Source organism: Methylophaga thalassica MP, from assembly GCF_000214595.1.
Classification (GTDB): domain Bacteria; phylum Pseudomonadota; class Gammaproteobacteria; order Nitrosococcales; family Methylophagaceae; genus Methylophaga; species Methylophaga thalassica.
The window spans coordinates 669,058-685,046 of sequence record NZ_AFIG01000003.1; the positions used below are offsets into that span (position 1 = coordinate 669,058).

Annotated in this window: 17 protein-coding genes; 15 read left to right on the top strand and 2 right to left on the bottom strand. The window is 43.5% G+C overall.

The features are described from left to right. The first annotated feature begins 2 nt into the window (after positions 1-2). The 6 genes from MAMP_RS14800 to MAMP_RS14825 all read left to right on the top strand — a co-directional run bounded on the left by MAMP_RS14800 (position 3) and on the right by MAMP_RS14825 (position 6,393). Complete coding sequence (locus MAMP_RS14800) at positions 3-977, top strand: KpsF/GutQ family sugar-phosphate isomerase (protein ID WP_007146908.1); 975 nt, start codon at positions 3-5, stop codon at positions 975-977. A 9-nt stretch (positions 978-986) separates the two neighbouring features. After that, positions 987-1,508 carry a 3-deoxy-manno-octulosonate-8-phosphatase KdsC gene (kdsC, locus tag MAMP_RS14805; RefSeq protein ID WP_007146909.1) on the top strand — a complete coding sequence of 174 codons (522 nt, stop codon included), beginning with the start codon at positions 987-989 and terminating at the stop codon, positions 1,506-1,508. After that, complete coding sequence (gene lptC, locus MAMP_RS14810) at positions 1,492-2,064, top strand: LPS export ABC transporter periplasmic protein LptC (RefSeq protein WP_040576635.1); 573 nt, start codon at positions 1,492-1,494, stop codon at positions 2,062-2,064. Before kdsC ends, lptC begins: the two co-directional genes overlap by 17 nt. Next, on the top strand, positions 2,048-2,914 hold the full coding sequence (gene lptA / locus MAMP_RS14815; protein WP_139031945.1) for a lipopolysaccharide transport periplasmic protein LptA: 867 nt from the start codon (positions 2,048-2,050) through the stop codon (positions 2,912-2,914). The genes lptC and lptA overlap by 17 nt, the downstream gene beginning before the upstream one ends. Beyond that, entirely contained in the window at positions 2,914-3,639 is a 726-nt protein-coding gene (lptB, locus tag MAMP_RS14820; protein ID WP_007146912.1) for an LPS export ABC transporter ATP-binding protein, read from the top strand. The genes lptA and lptB overlap by 1 nt, the downstream gene beginning before the upstream one ends. Positions 3,640-3,702: 63 nt before the next feature. Beyond that, positions 3,703-6,393: an ABC transporter substrate-binding protein gene (locus MAMP_RS14825; protein ID WP_007146913.1), complete on the top strand. Its 2,691-nt coding sequence runs from the start codon at positions 3,703-3,705 to the stop codon at positions 6,391-6,393. Between the two features lies 1 nt (position 6,394). On the opposite strand, the gene MAMP_RS14830 is transcribed toward MAMP_RS14825, so the two are convergent. Together MAMP_RS14830 and xseA are read right to left on the bottom strand one after the other, a co-directional pair. Continuing rightward, positions 6,395-7,231 (bottom strand): peptidoglycan DD-metalloendopeptidase family protein, encoded by an 837-nt coding sequence (locus MAMP_RS14830; RefSeq protein ID WP_007146914.1) that lies wholly within the window; start codon positions 7,229-7,231, stop codon positions 6,395-6,397. Continuing rightward, positions 7,221-8,729: an exodeoxyribonuclease VII large subunit gene (gene xseA / locus MAMP_RS14835; protein WP_007146915.1), complete on the bottom strand. Its 1,509-nt coding sequence runs from the start codon at positions 8,727-8,729 to the stop codon at positions 7,221-7,223. Before xseA ends, MAMP_RS14830 begins: the two co-directional genes overlap by 11 nt. A gap of 63 nt (positions 8,730-8,792) precedes the next feature. On the opposite strand from xseA, the gene guaB reads away from it, so the two are divergent. The 9 genes from guaB (at position 8,793) to MAMP_RS14875 (ending at position 15,868) form a co-directional block, all read left to right on the top strand. Then, complete coding sequence (gene guaB, locus MAMP_RS14840; RefSeq protein ID WP_007146916.1) at positions 8,793-10,256, top strand: IMP dehydrogenase; 1,464 nt, start codon at positions 8,793-8,795, stop codon at positions 10,254-10,256. 60 nt (positions 10,257-10,316) lie between these two features. Continuing rightward, positions 10,317-11,894, top strand: coding sequence for a glutamine-hydrolyzing GMP synthase (gene guaA, locus MAMP_RS14845; RefSeq protein WP_007146917.1), 1,578 nt, complete (start codon positions 10,317-10,319; stop codon positions 11,892-11,894). Then, positions 11,885-12,160 carry an acylphosphatase gene (locus MAMP_RS14850; protein WP_007146918.1) on the top strand — a complete coding sequence of 92 codons (276 nt, stop codon included), beginning with the start codon at positions 11,885-11,887 and terminating at the stop codon, positions 12,158-12,160. Before guaA ends, MAMP_RS14850 begins: the two co-directional genes overlap by 10 nt. 105 nt (positions 12,161-12,265) lie before the next feature. Further along, on the top strand, positions 12,266-12,697 hold the full coding sequence (locus MAMP_RS14855; RefSeq protein WP_007146919.1) for a DUF6524 family protein: 432 nt from the start codon (positions 12,266-12,268) through the stop codon (positions 12,695-12,697). 33 nt (positions 12,698-12,730) lie between these two features. Then, positions 12,731-14,047 carry an MFS transporter gene (locus MAMP_RS14860; protein WP_007146920.1) on the top strand — a complete coding sequence of 439 codons (1,317 nt, stop codon included), beginning with the start codon at positions 12,731-12,733 and terminating at the stop codon, positions 14,045-14,047. Positions 14,048-14,168: 121 nt separating this feature from the next. Beyond that, positions 14,169-14,477 (top strand): DUF3144 domain-containing protein, encoded by a 309-nt coding sequence (locus MAMP_RS14865; RefSeq protein WP_007146921.1) that lies wholly within the window; start codon positions 14,169-14,171, stop codon positions 14,475-14,477. 349 nt (positions 14,478-14,826) lie between these two features. Next, positions 14,827-14,976, top strand: coding sequence for a hypothetical protein (locus MAMP_RS16225; protein ID WP_007146922.1), 150 nt, complete (start codon positions 14,827-14,829; stop codon positions 14,974-14,976). A gap of 12 nt (positions 14,977-14,988) precedes the next feature. Then, positions 14,989-15,213 carry a hypothetical protein gene (locus tag MAMP_RS14870; RefSeq protein WP_007146923.1) on the top strand — a complete coding sequence of 75 codons (225 nt, stop codon included), beginning with the start codon at positions 14,989-14,991 and terminating at the stop codon, positions 15,211-15,213. A gap of 259 nt (positions 15,214-15,472) precedes the next feature. After that, positions 15,473-15,868, top strand: coding sequence for a phosphate-starvation-inducible protein PsiE (locus tag MAMP_RS14875; protein ID WP_007146924.1), 396 nt, complete (start codon positions 15,473-15,475; stop codon positions 15,866-15,868). Positions 15,869-15,989: the final 121 nt, after the last annotated feature.

Below are 15,989 nucleotides of genomic sequence, written 5' to 3' on the forward strand. Positions count from 1 at the left end.
ACGTGATCGATAAAGAAAAACTCAGCACACTTGCCAAAGCTGTGATTGATACGGAAATTGAGGCTATTCAGGCATTACATGAACGTATCAATGAAGACTTCATGCGTGCCTGTGAGTTTATGCTCAACTGCCAGGGACGCGTAGTCGTCATTGGTATGGGCAAATCAGGTCATATTGGCAGTAAATTAGCTGCGACGCTTGCTAGCACCGGCACTCCCGCGTTTTTTGTTCATCCCGGCGAAGCCAGCCATGGTGATTTGGGGATGATTACCGATAAAGACGTCGTCCTTGCTCTATCCAACTCTGGTGAAACCAGTGAAATTCTGACCATCCTGCCATTGATTAAACGCCTGGGCATTCCATTTATCGCCATGACAGGCAGACCTGAATCGACTTTAGCGACCTGTGCGACAGCGCATATAGATGTGAGTGTTGCGCGAGAAGCCTGTCCACTAGGTCTTGCCCCAACCTCAAGCACCACAGCAGCTTTGGTAATGGGAGATGCCCTGGCAGTAGCTTTACTCGAAACCCGTGGTTTTACAGCTGAAGATTTTGCCCGCTCTCACCCGGGCGGCTTGTTAGGACGTCGTTTATTACTTCGCGTTTCTGACATTATGCATACTGGAGATGCTATCCCCGAAATCAATGAACATGCTCTCATCAGTGAAGCATTGATTGAAATGACCAACAAAGGTCTGGGCATGACGGCAGTGGTCGATGAAAAACAACACATTCTGGGCGTATTCACTGATGGCGACTTACGCCGGGTGTTATCTCAGGAAATAAACATTCATACAGAAAAATTGTCAGACTATATGACGCGGCAGTGTAAAACGGGGACGGCTGAGATGCTGGCCGCCGAAGCATTAGAATTAATGCAGCGGTTTAAAATTAATGCCTTACTGATAGTGGATAAACAGCAGCAATTATGTGGTGCGATTAATATGCACGATCTGCTTCGGGCAGGCGTCGTTTAAGAGAAACTCATGCAAGATATTTTAGAAAAAGCAAAAAAGGTAAAACTCGTCGTATTCGATGTGGACGGTGTGTTAACCAATGGTCAAATCATCATTGGTGATAATGGTGAAGAATACAAAGCCTTCCATTCACGCGACGGACATGGGATGAAACTGTTGCAATATACTGGTGTTGAAATTGCCATTATTACTGGCCGCACCTCCCGTACAGTTGAACATCGAATGCAAAGTTTAGGTATAAAATACGTTTATCAGGGCCAACGAGTAAAACTGCCGGTTTTCCAGCAACTGATAAAAGAACTTAAATTATCGCCGGAAGAATGTGCCTATGTTGGCGATGATTGGGTAGACTTATCTATCATGAGTCGTGTTGGACTCGCCATAGCGGTTCAAGATGCTGACCCGATTGTAAAAAAACATGCTCACTTTATTACCACCTCAAAAGGGGGGCACGGTGCTGCTCGTGAAGTGTGTGAGTTGATAATGGAAGGACAGGGAAACCTGCAAGACCAAATTGAACGCCATTTTTAATCTACCTCGTTATCTACGCATCTTATTGCCTCTGGTAGCCATCCTGAGCATCTGGCTCCTATTGTCAGGCGAAAACGAACCTGTTGAAGCTGAAAAGAACGATATTCATCGCAGCAGTGATTACGCAATGACTGATTTTACAATGACGATCATGGATATCAATGGCACACCGGCCAGGGTTATCAAAGGTAAAGAAATGGCTCATTATCCAGCCGATGACAGTACTGAAATCATTGATCCCATTGCAGAATTCTTAAAACCGGGTAAAGACTCGTGGGTCATCACCTCAGATCATGGTCACACCCAGGGTGATAACAAAACTATCCTGTTAACAGGAAATGTTATTATCACTAATGAGAACGATCCGGCATTTAAAATGCTGACCGATAAGTTAACTTTAGACACACAATACAATACTGCATATACCGACCATGCTGTCACCATCAAAACCCCAAATGGCGATACTGACTCAGTAGGTTTACATGCAGATATGAATGATGAAACCATTAACCTGCATTCCAGGGTGAAAGGACAATATGATGCACCTGCTAACTAAGTTATTAACGGTATGTTTGATGTTACCAGCAATCAGTTGGGCGTTGCCGAGTGACCGTGAAAAGCCGATTAATATCGAAGCCGACCATGCTCAGATGGATGATCAGGAAGGTGTAACCCAATACAAAGGGGATGCTATCCTCACGCAGGGTACATTAAAAATCACTGGTGATATCATCACGTTTTACTACAATGAAAATAAACAGCTGACCAAGGCTGTCGCAGTAGGGAAACTGGCCACCTATCAACAAGTTCACAAGCCAGGCGAATCACCTGTCAAAGCGAAAGCGATTCGTATGGAATATTATGCAGATAAGCAAAAAATTTATCTGATTGGTGAAGGTCACGTCTGGCAAAATGGTGATGAATTCATCGGTAATCGTATAGAGTATGACATCGCTAAAAATGTTGTTAGTGCTAACTCTGCACCTGTGAATGTGGGTGGCGAAACGCATGATTCAGGTCGTATCCACATGATCATCCAACCCATGACGCAGCAGAAAAAAGCTAAGCCAACCACGCCTAATCCTAAACCGGTTGACACGCCTGAAGTAGCCGCGCCTGCTGAAAAAGCACCCGTTCAAGCTGAAGATGCCACACCGACAACACCCAAACCTGCTGCTGAAGCACCATTGTCAGTTAAGGAATACCCTGAAGTTATTACCACCAGCCGTTTGAATGTCCGCACAGGTCCAGGAACAGGTTATCAACGTCTGGGCACTCTCGACCAAAATCTTCGTGTGATCGTTTTAAGCCGCCAACAAGGCTGGGCCCAAGTCAGAGGTACGCTCAATGGAGAGACCGTGATTGGTTGGGTGAATGATTATTATCTAGAAGCGATTGACAACTAATGAGTATCCTTTCAGCCCATCAGCTTGCTAAGCAATATGGCGATAGGCAAGTCGTTAAAGATATATCACTGGACGTTAATAGTGGTGAAATTGTAGGTTTGTTGGGCCCTAATGGCGCCGGTAAAACAACCAGCTTTTATATGATTGTTGGTTTAGTGCCCGTTGATCACGGTTATATTTATCTCGATCAACAAGAACTTACCCATTATGCCATCCATGATCGAGCTAAACTGGGCATTGGTTATTTGCCTCAGGAAGCCTCGGTTTTTCGTAAGCTCAGTGTGGAAGATAACCTTTATGGCATCATTGAGACCCGCACTGAACTGAATGATCTCTCCAAACAACAACTACTCGAACAGTTACTAAAAGACTTCCATATTGAACATATCCGTCACTCAAAAGGCATGGCTTTATCAGGGGGTGAACGAAGACGTGTAGAGATTGCCCGTGCACTCGCGATGGATCCTCAATTCATTTTATTAGACGAACCTTTTGCTGGCGTAGACCCGATTTCAGTTCTGGATATTCAAGGTATCATTCAAGAATTGGCAGCACGAGGGATTGGTATATTAATCACTGATCATAACGTCCGTGAAACGCTCAAAGTTTGTCAACGAGCTTATATCTTTAACGAAGGTGAAGTAATTGCCCGTGGAACGCCTGAAGACATTCTTAAAGATAAAAATGTGTTAAGTGTCTATCTGGGCCGTGATTTCAGGATGTGACATTACTAGCGGAAGAGTAATCTGTTCAGTTACCATAGAAACAGATCTACTTTGGCTATGTCTATGAATTTAAAATGGCTTTTCATTATTTCTGTATTTTTTTACAGTAGTGCAGCATACGCTGAAGAAAATACAAAAAATAACGATCTTAAGCATGTCACGATAAAACTTCACTGGGAACATCAGTTTCAGTTCGCAGGAATCTATGCTGCCAAAGAGAAAGGATTTTACCGTCAGGCAGGGTTGGATGTAGAGATACTTAGCGGTTATAACCATCCCTACGATGAAGTGGAAAATGGAAATGTCGACTTTGGCATATCCGGCACCGGAATAGTGATGGAATATATGAAAGGCCGTCCCTTTGTCGCATTGGGAGCCACCTTTCAAAGTAGTCCATATGTATGGTTAGTTAAAGCTGACTCTGGTATTTATTCTGCAGCAGATTTTATCGGCAGAACCATCACCCGGCAATCTGAAGCTGATGATTTAACAGCTATTTTTCTGCAGCAGCATGTTGATACGTCTAAGATAAATTTTGTTCCCCCCAGTAAAAACTACCTCAATGATCTGATCAGTGGTCGCATCGATGGTGTCACAGCCTATATTTCCAATGAACCCTTTTACATGCAAGAACAGAATGAACCCTATAGGGTTATTTCACCAAGGGATTATGGCATTAATTTCTACAGTGACATCCTCTTTACAACTGAACAATATATTGATGACAACCCAGATCTGGTAGATGCGTTTCGAAACGCGACCTATCAAGGGTGGACATACACCGCCGAACACACTGATGAAATCATCGATTTGGTTCTGGAGAAATATAATCCTCAACATAAAACACCTGCTCATGTTCACTATGAAGCAGAACAATTATTAAAGCTTAGTCTTTATCCAACGGTCGAGTTTGGTCATATCACGGTCAGTCGCTGGAAACAAATTGCTGACGTTTACGAGAGCTTGGGAATTAACAAGAAACAACGAGATCTGGATGAGTTTATCTACACAGAACCTGACAATGAAGTTCTGATGTTTAAATGGCTGGTGATGATCCTTGGCAGTCTTAGCCTTGTCATCATTATTTTCTATTTGTTCAAACGCCACCATAACCGGATATTAACAGAAGAGATCCAAACCAAAACTGAATCAATAAAACAAGAGTTGGAGAACCGTTCTGCTTTAGAAGCGACCGCGAAACAGGAAAGTCTCAAACTGCAGACATTACTCGACAATACTATTGATAGTGTCATTACTATCGATGGTAATGGCATTATTGTCAGCTTCAATAAAGCATCGGTACAGCTCTATGGTTACGAAGCCGATGAAATTATCGGCCAGAACATAACGGCATTAATGCCTGCCAGTTATCGAGATATGCATCAATTGGGAATGTCACGGTTTTTATCCACCGATGAAAGCCGGATTATTGGCAAACCGATAGAATTAGAAGCACTTCATAAAAGTGGCACCATTTTTCCCATTGAATTAACCATCAGCCATTTCAAATGGGATGAAAAACATTTTTTTACCGGTATTGCTCGGGATATTTCCAGACAAAAAGCGGAACAAAAGGCCTTAATCCAAGCCAAATTAGAAGCTGAACGTGCTAATAAAGCTAAATCTGAATTTTTATCCGCCATGAGTCATGAACTCAGAACCCCTTTAAACGGTATTTTAGGTTTTTCTCAACTGCTTCTGACAGATAATGATACGCCAGCTTCAGAACAACAACGCCATCAAATCAAACAGATCATTGAAAGTGGCGAACACTTGTTAAATCTGATTAATGACGTACTCGAACTATCAAAAATCGAGTCAGGTAATATTCAGTTATCTACTGAGCATATTCCGATCAAACATATTTTTGATGCTTGTTTACCAATGTTGGAAACGATGGCAAAAAAATATAATGTAGACATCACCCTGCCAGAACACAATGACACCGTGGTAGTTGCCGATCTGACCAAACTAAAGCAAGTCTTCATCAATTTAGTCAGTAACGCCATTAAATACAATAAAGCCGGTGGGCAGGTCATTATCAGCACACGACTGCTGCCACAAAATGGCTGTTTAAAAATGACAATCACCGATACCGGTCATGGCATTCCAATCAGCAAACAAGCCCATGTATTCACCGCCTTTGAACGATTGGGGCAAGAATATGCCAATATTGAAGGTAGTGGCGTGGGCCTCAGTATCAGTAAACGCCTCATCGAAGCGATGGGGGGTAAAATTGACTTTGCCAGTACGGAAAGTCAAGGCAGTAGCTTCTGGATCGAGCTTCCTTTATCCACACAGCAACCAGCCTGGCAATCAGATCAGCGTCCAGCTTTAGAGCCCGTCAAAAAGCCAGTTTCATCACGCCGAAAAGATACAAACATTAATACAAAACCCCGGCACGTGCTTTACATCGAAGACAATCCGGCAAACATTCGTCTGATAGAAGTCTTCTTCTCACGCTACCCTAATGTAACCTTTCATAATTGTATATCCGCTGAAGAAGGCCTCGACTTCATCAAACAACAGCGCCCTGATCTCATATTAATGGATATTAATTTACCTGGAATGTCAGGTATTGAAGCAACAAAAATACTCAAAAATTCAGCTGAATTTAAAGATATCGCTGTTATTGCCCTAACGGCTGCGGCTATGCAAGAAAATAAAGACTCTGCACAAGGTCTATTTACAGCCTATGTGACCAAACCGATCGACTTCGCTCAGCTAACCCAACTATTGCTCCCTTATCTCTGATCTATTTTTTCAGTTCAGACTCCGGCGGGAAAAATAGCCGTGGCTCAACACGCTCGTCATTAAGGCTAACACCAAGATGTAAGTGAGGCCCTGTTACTCGGCCGGTTGCCCCTACGGCACCGATAATATCGCCCTGTTTAACTGTCTCACCATCTTTCACATTAATACGGCTTAAGTGACAAAACATAGTTATCAACCCTTGGCCGTGATCAATAAATACCGTATTACCATTAAAAAAGTAATTGCCCGTTCCTCTGACAATTCCCGCAGCAGGTGCATGAATTGGGGTTCCGGTTTTAGCAGCGATATCCATTCCACGATGCGGATTTCTGGGTTCGCCATTAAAGACCCGACGACGACCAAATAAGCCACTTACCCGGCCTTTTATTGGCCAGACAAAGTTAACAGGTTCATTATTGGTCTCAGTCCATGCTGTTAACGCTTGATGAATACGGCTGGATTCCTGATTAATACGTTTCATATCTAATGAATTCGGATTTACTTTCCGCTCATCCTTCACCGTAATGTATTGCGTCGGATACTGTTTATCCTTAATCGAAAATAACTGAGTACTTCTCTCTTCTCCACGCTTTACTACGATACGTAAAGTACCTGCTTTGGCCGATAATGGAATGCCAACAACGGCATGCCAGAGTCCATCCGCTTTCACGACCATGACCGGCTTATCTTCAAAATACACATCTGGTTTTGTTTGTTGACTATTCCCTACAGATAAAATCATTACTCCGCCCGGCACGGCAGATTGCTCGGGTAATTTAGCCAAAACGTCCGAGCAGATTAATAATAAAACTGAAAATAACCATGCTCTACTTTTCATCAACTTTCTTCACCTCACAACTCAGCAGTCCTTTATGTAAACGTATTAACACTTCATCACCGGGGCTGACGGCCGCCGCCGTTGTAATGACTTCGCCGGAATCACGCTTGCTCGTAATGCTATATCCACGATCCAAGGTATTTAATGGACTAACAGCGGCCAATGTTCGCATCTGCTGTGCCAGAAACTGTTTTGCTTGCTGAAGTTGTTGCAGGATCAAGCGTTGATTCTGTTTCGCCAACGTTTGCACCAACTTCTGTTGTTCATCTATCTGTGGTAGTGGCACTTGTCTCTGCAATCTGAATTGCAAAGACTGAAATTGTTGGTAGACGCTTTTTTGTTGTGTTCTGAAGGCAGTCTGTAAACGGTGAGACAGACTGTTGAGTGCAGATCGCTGTTTATCAATCTGCGCTTTGGGATGTTTTAATCTGACGGATAAATAGTCCAGCTTCTGCTGATAGTTGAGCAGGTACCGGCGCCAGGCAGAATCCAGCATGCGCTTTTGTTGCGTTAGCCACTGAGTTTGTTGACGTAATATCAGCTCAGGTCTGGGTAATGCTCTATGCAAATGTTGTAAATGACGTTGATCAGTGATCAGGCGTTGGCGAATAATATGCGTTAATTGCTGCTGATAGCGCTGAAAACTCAACACATATTGTTGCGCATCCGGCACGGCTAACTCTGCAGCAGCTGATGGTGTTGGCGCCCTGACATCTGCGACAAAATCACAAATCGTAAAATCAATCTCATGTCCAACAGCAGAAATAATGGGCAACTCACAAGCAAAAATGGCCCTTGCTAACTGCTCATCATTAAAGCTCCATAGATCTTCCAGCGAGCCACCACCCCGACCAATAATGATGACATCACAATCACGTCGCTGGTCCGCGAGTTTAACGGCGGCCACTAATTGTCCTGCTGCATTTTCGCCTTGAACTGCGACGGGATATAACACCACATCAACGGCTGGAAAACGGCGTTTCAGCACACTGACGATATCATGCACAGCCGCGCCGTCTGGCGATGAAATAATGCCTATGGATTTAGGTAATATTGGTAATGTTTTTTTGTGCGCCTGATCAAACAGACCTTCTTGCCCAAGCCGATGTTTTAGAGCTTCATAAGCTCGCTGTAAAGCACCACTCCCCGCCTCTTCCATATGCTCAATAATGAGCTGAAACTCACCACGCCCCTCGTATAAGCTAACCCGCACCCGCAACAAAACCTGCATGCCATTTTCAGGCGTGAAGCGCAGTTGATTATTACGATTACGAAACATGGCACAACGAACTTGCGCGGCTTCGTCTTTTAAAGTGAAGTAAATGTGTCCTGAGGCGGGCATGGCCAAATTTGATATCTCGCCTTCAACCCAAATCAATGGAAATGAGCCTTCCAGCAGCACACGGGCTTCTCTGACTAAACGTGAAACCGGGTACACATCTTTCACTGCGCGATTTGCTAATGCGCTTGTTTGATTAGATGTAGATTGTACTGCCATAACACTAGATATTCCTGATATAATTGCACGATCATATTACAGGTAATTTCAGGAACGTGCCCGATGAGAATTGCTCAAGAAGCCCTGACGTTTGATGACGTATTACTCCTACCTGCGTACTCAAACGTTCTCCCACGTGATGTCAATTTAACCACCAAGTTAACACGTGATATCACTATTAACATCCCCTTGCTCTCTGCAGCTATGGATACCGTCACCGAAAGTCGTTTAGCTATCGCTATGGCTCAGGAAGGTGGTTTGGGGATTCTGCATAAAAACATGACTATCGAACAACAGGCTAATGAAGTCCGTAAGGTCAAAAAATTTGAAAGCGGTGTTGTTCGTAATCCCATCACTGTGTCACCAAACACTACCATTGGTGAAGTGGTTGAACTGACCCGTTCACATAATATCTCTGGTGTACCTGTTGTTGATGGTGATGATCTGGTTGGTATTGTTACAAGTCGTGATCTGCGTTTTGAAACGCATTACGACAACCCTGTTTCTGAAATCATGACTAAAAAAGACAAACTGGTCACCGTAAAAGAAGACGCTTCGCGTGAAGAAGTATTAAGTCTTTTACATACCAACCGTATAGAGAAAGTGCTGGTTACTGATGATAACTTCCATCTGACTGGCATGATTACTGTCAAAGATATCCAAAAACAAACAGATAACCCACTGGCGTCTAAAGATGATCAGGAGCGTTTACGTGTAGGTGCTGCTGTCGGTATTGGTGCGGAAAGTAATACACGCGTTGAAGCCTTAGCCGCTGCTGGTGTTGATGTTATCGTTGTCGATACCGCTCATGGCCATTCACAAGGTGTTCTGGATCAGGTCAAATGGGTAAAACAAAATTTCCCTCAGGTTCAGGTCATTGGTGGCAACATTGCTACTGCTGAAGCGGCTTTGGCCTTGGTTGAAGCGGGTGCCGATGCAGTTAAAGTGGGTATTGGTCCTGGCTCAATTTGTACAACACGTATTGTTGCGGGTGTCGGCGTTCCTCAAATCAGCGCCATCAGTAATGTAGCAAAAGCGTTAGAAGGTACAGGTATTCCAGTTATCGCTGACGGTGGTATTCGTTTCTCAGGTGATATAGCAAAAGCACTGGTTGCCGGTGCACACACCATCATGATCGGCGGTATGTTTGCCGGTACTGAAGAAGCACCGGGTGAAGTCGAACTTTATCAAGGTCGTTCATACAAGTCCTACCGCGGTATGGGTTCGATGGGCGCTATGCAGCAAAAACAAGGCTCAAGTGATCGTTACTTCCAGGAATCCAGCGAAGCAGACAAACTTGTCCCAGAAGGTATTGAAGGCCGCGTACCGTTTAAAGGCAGCCTGAGCGCCGTCATTCATCAGCTTATCGGTGGCATCCGTGCCAGCATGGGTTACACCGGTTCAGCGACGATTGAAGATATGCGCACCAAACCGCAATTCGTTAAAGTCACTTCTGCCGGAATGAGTGAAAGTCATGTTCATGACGTCACCATCATCAAAGAAGCACCGAACTACCGCGTTAACTAAACCATTCACAACTGCCCCTTTCTGGGGCTGTTGTTATTTAACAGAGTTGAAAATACCTCAATGACCAGCAATATTCACGACCATCGTATTCTTATCCTTGATTTTGGCTCGCAGTACACGCAATTAATCGCGCGTCGTATTCGTGAAGCCGGCGTGTATTGTGAACTTCGTAATCCGGAAATCACCGAAGCCGAGATTCGTGAATTCAATCCTAAAGGCATTATTCTGTCGGGTGGCCCGGACTCAACCATCGGCGAAGCCGCGCCAAGTGCCCCACAAATCGTCTTTGAAATGGGACTGCCGGTATTCGGCATTTGTTATGGCATGCAAACCATGGCTGCCCAGCTGGGCGGCGCTGTAGAGTCATCAAATCATCGTGAATTCGGTTATGCACAGATTCGTGCTCGAGGCCATTCTGAATTACTTCGCGATATTGAAGATCATACTACTGCTGAAGGCTGGGGCATGTTGGATGTCTGGATGAGTCATGGTGATCGCGTTTCTGAATTACCTGAAGGTTTTAAAGTCATCGCCAGCACCGATAGCGCACCTATCGCCGGTATGGCCGATGAAGATCGTCGCTTTTATGGTGTTCAATTCCATCCCGAAGTCACGCATACCACACAAGGTCAGCGTATGATTGAGCGTTTCCTTGTCGATATCTGTGGCTGTGAATGTTTATGGACTTCAGCCAATATCATCGAAGACAGCATCAAAGCTATCCGCGAACAGGTCGGTGATGACGAAGTATTGCTTGGATTATCAGGTGGCGTCGACTCATCCGTTGTGGCTGCTCTTCTGCATAAAGCCATTGGTGACCAGTTAACCTGTGTCTTCGTTGATAATGGTCTGCTTCGTGAAAACGAAGGTGATCAGGTTATGGCGATGTTTGCTAAACACATGGGTATTCGAGTGATTCGTGTCGATGCCGAAGATCGTTTCCTGAATGAGTTAGCGGGTGAAGCAGATCCGGAGAAGAAACGTAAAATTATTGGCCGTGTCTTTGTTGAAGTATTTGATGAAGAATCAGCAAAATTAAAAAATGTGAAATGGCTGGCTCAAGGCACTATCTATCCAGATGTCATTGAGTCTGCAGCAGCCAAAACCGGTAAAGCTCACGTTATCAAGACTCACCATAATGTCGGTGGCCTGCCTGAACATATGAAACTCAAACTGGTTGAACCGTTACGTGAGTTGTTCAAAGATGAAGTACGTAAACTGGGTGTGGAACTTGGTCTGCCTTCAGATATGGTTTACCGTCACCCCTTCCCAGGTCCGGGGTTAGGTGTACGTATTCTTGGTGAAGTGAAAAAAGAATTTGCGGATTTATTACGTAAAGCAGACAACATCTTTATCGAAGAACTACGTAAACACGACCTGTACGATAAGACCAGCCAGGCATTTGCTGTATTCCTTCCTGTGAAATCAGTCGGTGTGATGGGTGATGGTCGCCGTTACGACTATGTCGTATCACTACGCGCTGTAGAAACGATTGATTTCATGACAGCCCGCTGGGCCAATCTGCCTTATGATTTTCTGGATCTTGTTTCACGTCGTATCATTAATGAAACAGCCGGTATTTCTAGGGTTGTTTATGATATCTCAGGCAAGCCACCCGCCACGATTGAATGGGAATAAAGCAAAAACATTGTTTAATCAGTGGCCGGGTTCAAGGCGTCAGTTACCGCTACTCGGCCCAGCAACAAGCGCATAAACTCGGTGTAACCGGCTGGGTCAGAAATCTAGCTGATGGTCGGGTAGAATTACTCATTCAAGGTGAAACTCAGCAACTGGAAGACATGCTCAACTGGGCCAATCAAGGCCCGCGGTTTGCTGAGGTCACATTAATTGAAGTCACAGAACAATCTGCTGACCTGACATTCACTGATTTTGAGATTCACTGATCTTTACGTTTCACTCTTATATTGCTTAGCTCAGGATTGCTAAACATAAAACAAACGCTATGATGTATTCCCAATCACCAAAACGATAAATAAAAAGGAAATCACATGGCTCAACGCTTTAACTTCCAGAGCTTTTTACTTCGTTTTCTATTTGCTTTGCTTTTAGTTTTTGTCAGTTATAACCCAAGCGGCTATAGCTATTACCACTGGGCACAAGACGCTTTCTTTGGTCAGGGCACATTTAAAACTCCACCGTTTGCGATGACAACAGTGTTATTGCTAATTGGCTGGACGATTTACCTTAGAGCGACCTTCCGTTCTTTAGGCGGACTTGGCTTGTTACTGGCTTTAGCCTTTTTTGCCATTATCATCTGGTGGCTGGTTGATCTGGGTTTATTAGGTATCAACGATTTCTCGATTCTTAGCTATATCGCCTTATTCCTGATTGCCGCGGTTTTAGCAGTAGGAATGTCTTGGTCACATATTCGTCGTCGTATCTCAGGTCAAATTGATACAGATGACGTCGATGAAGATTAAAACTTGCCCTTAAAACAGGAACGCCTCTTAACCGTGTCAAAACAAGAACAAGATTTCACTGAAACGGCTGCACAGCTAGCATGGAATACACTCACCTCTGAGGATGATGGGCGAGCATGCAAAGATATACCAGAACAAGCATGTGATGAGCAGCCCAGAAATTTCTCAACTCATATTATCTCTCTGTCATTAACAAAATCTGCGGATGCCTTTGTTAATCCAAAACTAATTTTGAGTTGGATTCTGACGACGCTAGGTGCACCTGCTTATTTTATCGGTTTATTAGTTCCGATTCGCGAAGCAGGTTCCCTGTTACCACAGTTGTTTATCGCCAATACCATTCGCTCTTTGCCTTTGCGTAAATATGCCTGGGTCTTAGGGAGTTTTATTCAGGGTATGTGTGCAGCAGGCATGGGCATTGCCGTTCTCAGTCTGGAAGGAACCCTGCTCGGTATTACAATTGTGTGTTTATTAGGTCTTTTGGCCCTGTCACGCAGTATGTGTTCAGTCTCTTATAAAGACGTATTGGGTAAAACAGTCAGTAAATCTAAACGTGGCACAGCAACCGGAACGGCTTCTTCTTTGTCAGCCGGACTGGTTATTGCCTATGCCGTACTGATTTCTCTCAACCTCGTTGATAAATTAACGTTGGTCACCATCGGTCTTTTTTTTGCAGCAGGATTTTGGGTCATTGCCAGCGCCTTATTTTCTACATTGGAAGAGCAAAAAGGTGCAACAGAGGGTGGGGGTAGTCTGTTTATTATCGCTAAACAAAATTTTTCTTATCTCTATAAAGACAGGGAGTTAAGACTTTTTATTGTGACACGAGCGTTGCTTATCGCCACAGCATTGGCGCCACCGTTTATGCTGGCATTAAACGCTGAACACTTGAATAACAATATCGGCGGCTTAGGAAGCTTATTACTCGCCTCCTCCCTGGCCAGTCTGGTCAGTGGCTATGTCTGGGGACGTATTGCTGATATTTCCAGCAGGAAGGTTTTACTCTTGTCAGGTTTCAGTGCTGGTTTGGCCTTGTTACTTACCGTTATTGCAGCCAGTTATCACTTATTAGAAGTTTACTGGGCATTACCGACCTTATTATTTGCGCTTATGGTCTCTTATGAAGGTGTTCGAATGGGCCGCTCAATTCACTTAGTCGATATTGCCGATCAGGATAAACGGGCGATTTATACTGCGCTGTCGAATAGCATTATTGGCATTTTTCTATTATTAGGCGGTTTATTCAGTATTGTTTCACACAGGTATGGTGAACAAGTCGTTTTATTAGTGTTTGCTTTAATGAGTTTTAGCTCAATGATTTCAGCCTATCTAATGAAAGAAGCGCAATAAATAGTCATTATCACATGGATATATAGGTTGGATTCCTTAACCGTAATTTCACATATTGTTTATGCTTATAAATCGTCTTTCTGGCCTTTAAAGCCAACTATAAAATAAAAAGCGAAACCTTATGAGTGAGAGAGATACTGCCTTTTTTGACCGTGCCGATGCGTTTATTCGCATAGCTAATGAACAAATGGAAAAGGGGGCTGCCGCAGGTGAAGTAAGTGCTTCATTTATGTATGGCCTGGCACGCTATACGGCATGGTTCAGTGCTTCAGGTTGGACCCAAAGCAAAGATATGGCAGACGCGAAACAGGAAACTATCGACTTTTTTGTGAAAGAATATCGTCAAATGTTGGAAATGAATATGGATGACTATATTCAAAACTTTGACCAGTATATTCAAGTATCAGAAGAGCTAAAGCAAAAAGGTTAGCTGCAAAATAACCCTCTGTATCAGAATCGGTTTGCGTTGCTGGTAACAAAATTATCGGAAAAACTAGCTGAATTCATATAGCATCTAATCATTAATGGTGATTGGATTTGTCTCTATGTCAGCTCGTTTTTTTAAACCCGTTAGCGGGATAATATTTACCTGTCTGCTTCTTGCCTTGAATGGTTGCGCCACCCGATATCTGATGCAATCAGATCGCTATCAAGAGATACCTTCCTCTGAAGCTGGATCAGCCCAGCACATTGATACAATCAGTCATTAACCATATTTTTCACAAGCAGATGACAGTCAGTCATGTTAGTCTTTAAGCGTGTTTATCACGGAGAAACCTATGTTTATTCACGTTTTAAAGTTGCTTAGTCTTTCTGCATTATTATTTCTCAGTGCCTGTCATCACTACCATCCGCATAAAGTAGTTCCACCAGGCCACGATCCCAATGGGCCGGGTAATAGTGAAAATGCACCAGGTCATAACAAGTAAACAGGAATAAAAATGTTACTTAAATTTCTCGGTATTTTATTGATTGCTGCCGGAACAACAGGGTTGGTCATGGATGATATACCATTTACCAAAACAACCCATGAAGCGGATCTGGGCGTTATTGAACTTCAGATTGATGAAAAAGATAACTTCCATATTCCAGATTGGCTCGGTGCAAGTAGTATTGGCTTAGGTACACTTCTGCTACTTATTCCAGCAGGAAATCGTCGTCGTTAAACGCCTATCAATAACGCTTCATGGCCTTATGTCTGAAGCGTTATTGCTTAATCCCTTATACTCTTTTTCGTTTTTTACTTGTCTCTCAGTCCCAAGCCCACATAAATTTACGGAAAGTCAGACAAACATTCTCCCTATTAGCACTGCTAGTATTTAATCCCTACACAATTTTGGATCTCTGCTTCTTAAACAACTTGCAAAAGCATGTTTAAAAAACAGTCATTCTTGTGTGGTGTGTTTTTTTAATGGAGAAAAAACAATGCAGCACCCAATTAAAAATTCGGTAAGCCGATCTCTTCTTTTCGCTCAGGACATAGGGTTGGTATTAGTCGCCATAGCCACGATGGTAGCTATAGGCATCGAAGTGAAAGTAATGATTGATAACAGCTATGTGTCATTGACAGATTTGCTGTTGATGTTCATCTACCTAGAAGTACTGACTATGGTTGCCGTTTATTATGAGTCAGGCGAGTTGCCAATAAAAATACCGTTATATATTGCGATTGTTGCCTTAGCACGCTATTTGATTCTGGATATGAAAAACATCGATACATGGCGCATCCTAGGAATAGCCTCATCGATTTTCTTGCTTGGCGCCTCGATTATCGTTATCTACTACTGCAAAAAACTCATGCAGGAGAAGGTTGAAAGCTGATCATAAATAACGCGATGAGCAGCTTGTTTGGCGGAACTGATAACAGTTCCGCCTTTTTTTTATTTAATCCCGGTTATCTCTACAATAAATTCAGTTCCCAGCGTGTTTTCAGCTTTGATTA

Bases quoted from the DNA above. Each gene is read 5' to 3' on its own strand.
- MAMP_RS14875 (WP_007146924.1), top strand. From the start codon at position 15,473: ATGCAGCACCCAATTAAAAATTCGGTAAGCCGATCTCTTCTTTTCGCT.
- lptB (WP_007146912.1), top strand. From the start codon at position 2,914: ATGAGTATCCTTTCAGCCCATCAGCTTGCTAAGCAATATGGCGATAGG.
- guaB (WP_007146916.1), top strand. From the start codon at position 8,793: ATGAGAATTGCTCAAGAAGCCCTGACGTTTGATGACGTATTACTCCTA.
- MAMP_RS14865 (WP_007146921.1), top strand. From the start codon at position 14,169: ATGAGTGAGAGAGATACTGCCTTTTTTGACCGTGCCGATGCGTTTATT.
- kdsC (WP_007146909.1), top strand. From the start codon at position 987: ATGCAAGATATTTTAGAAAAAGCAAAAAAGGTAAAACTCGTCGTATTC.
- lptA (WP_139031945.1), top strand. From the start codon at position 2,048: ATGCACCTGCTAACTAAGTTATTAACGGTATGTTTGATGTTACCAGCA.
- MAMP_RS14850 (WP_007146918.1), top strand. From the start codon at position 11,885: ATGGGAATAAAGCAAAAACATTGTTTAATCAGTGGCCGGGTTCAAGGC.
- MAMP_RS14855 (WP_007146919.1), top strand. From the start codon at position 12,266: ATGGCTCAACGCTTTAACTTCCAGAGCTTTTTACTTCGTTTTCTATTT.
- MAMP_RS14825 (WP_007146913.1), top strand. From the start codon at position 3,703: ATGAATTTAAAATGGCTTTTCATTATTTCTGTATTTTTTTACAGTAGT.
- MAMP_RS16225 (WP_007146922.1), top strand. From the start codon at position 14,827: ATGTTTATTCACGTTTTAAAGTTGCTTAGTCTTTCTGCATTATTATTT.
- MAMP_RS14830 (WP_007146914.1), bottom strand. From the start codon at position 7,231: ATGAAAAGTAGAGCATGGTTATTTTCAGTTTTATTATTAATCTGCTCG.
- xseA (WP_007146915.1), bottom strand. From the start codon at position 8,729: ATGGCAGTACAATCTACATCTAATCAAACAAGCGCATTAGCAAATCGC.
- MAMP_RS14870 (WP_007146923.1), top strand. From the start codon at position 14,989: ATGTTACTTAAATTTCTCGGTATTTTATTGATTGCTGCCGGAACAACA.
- guaA (WP_007146917.1), top strand. From the start codon at position 10,317: ATGACCAGCAATATTCACGACCATCGTATTCTTATCCTTGATTTTGGC.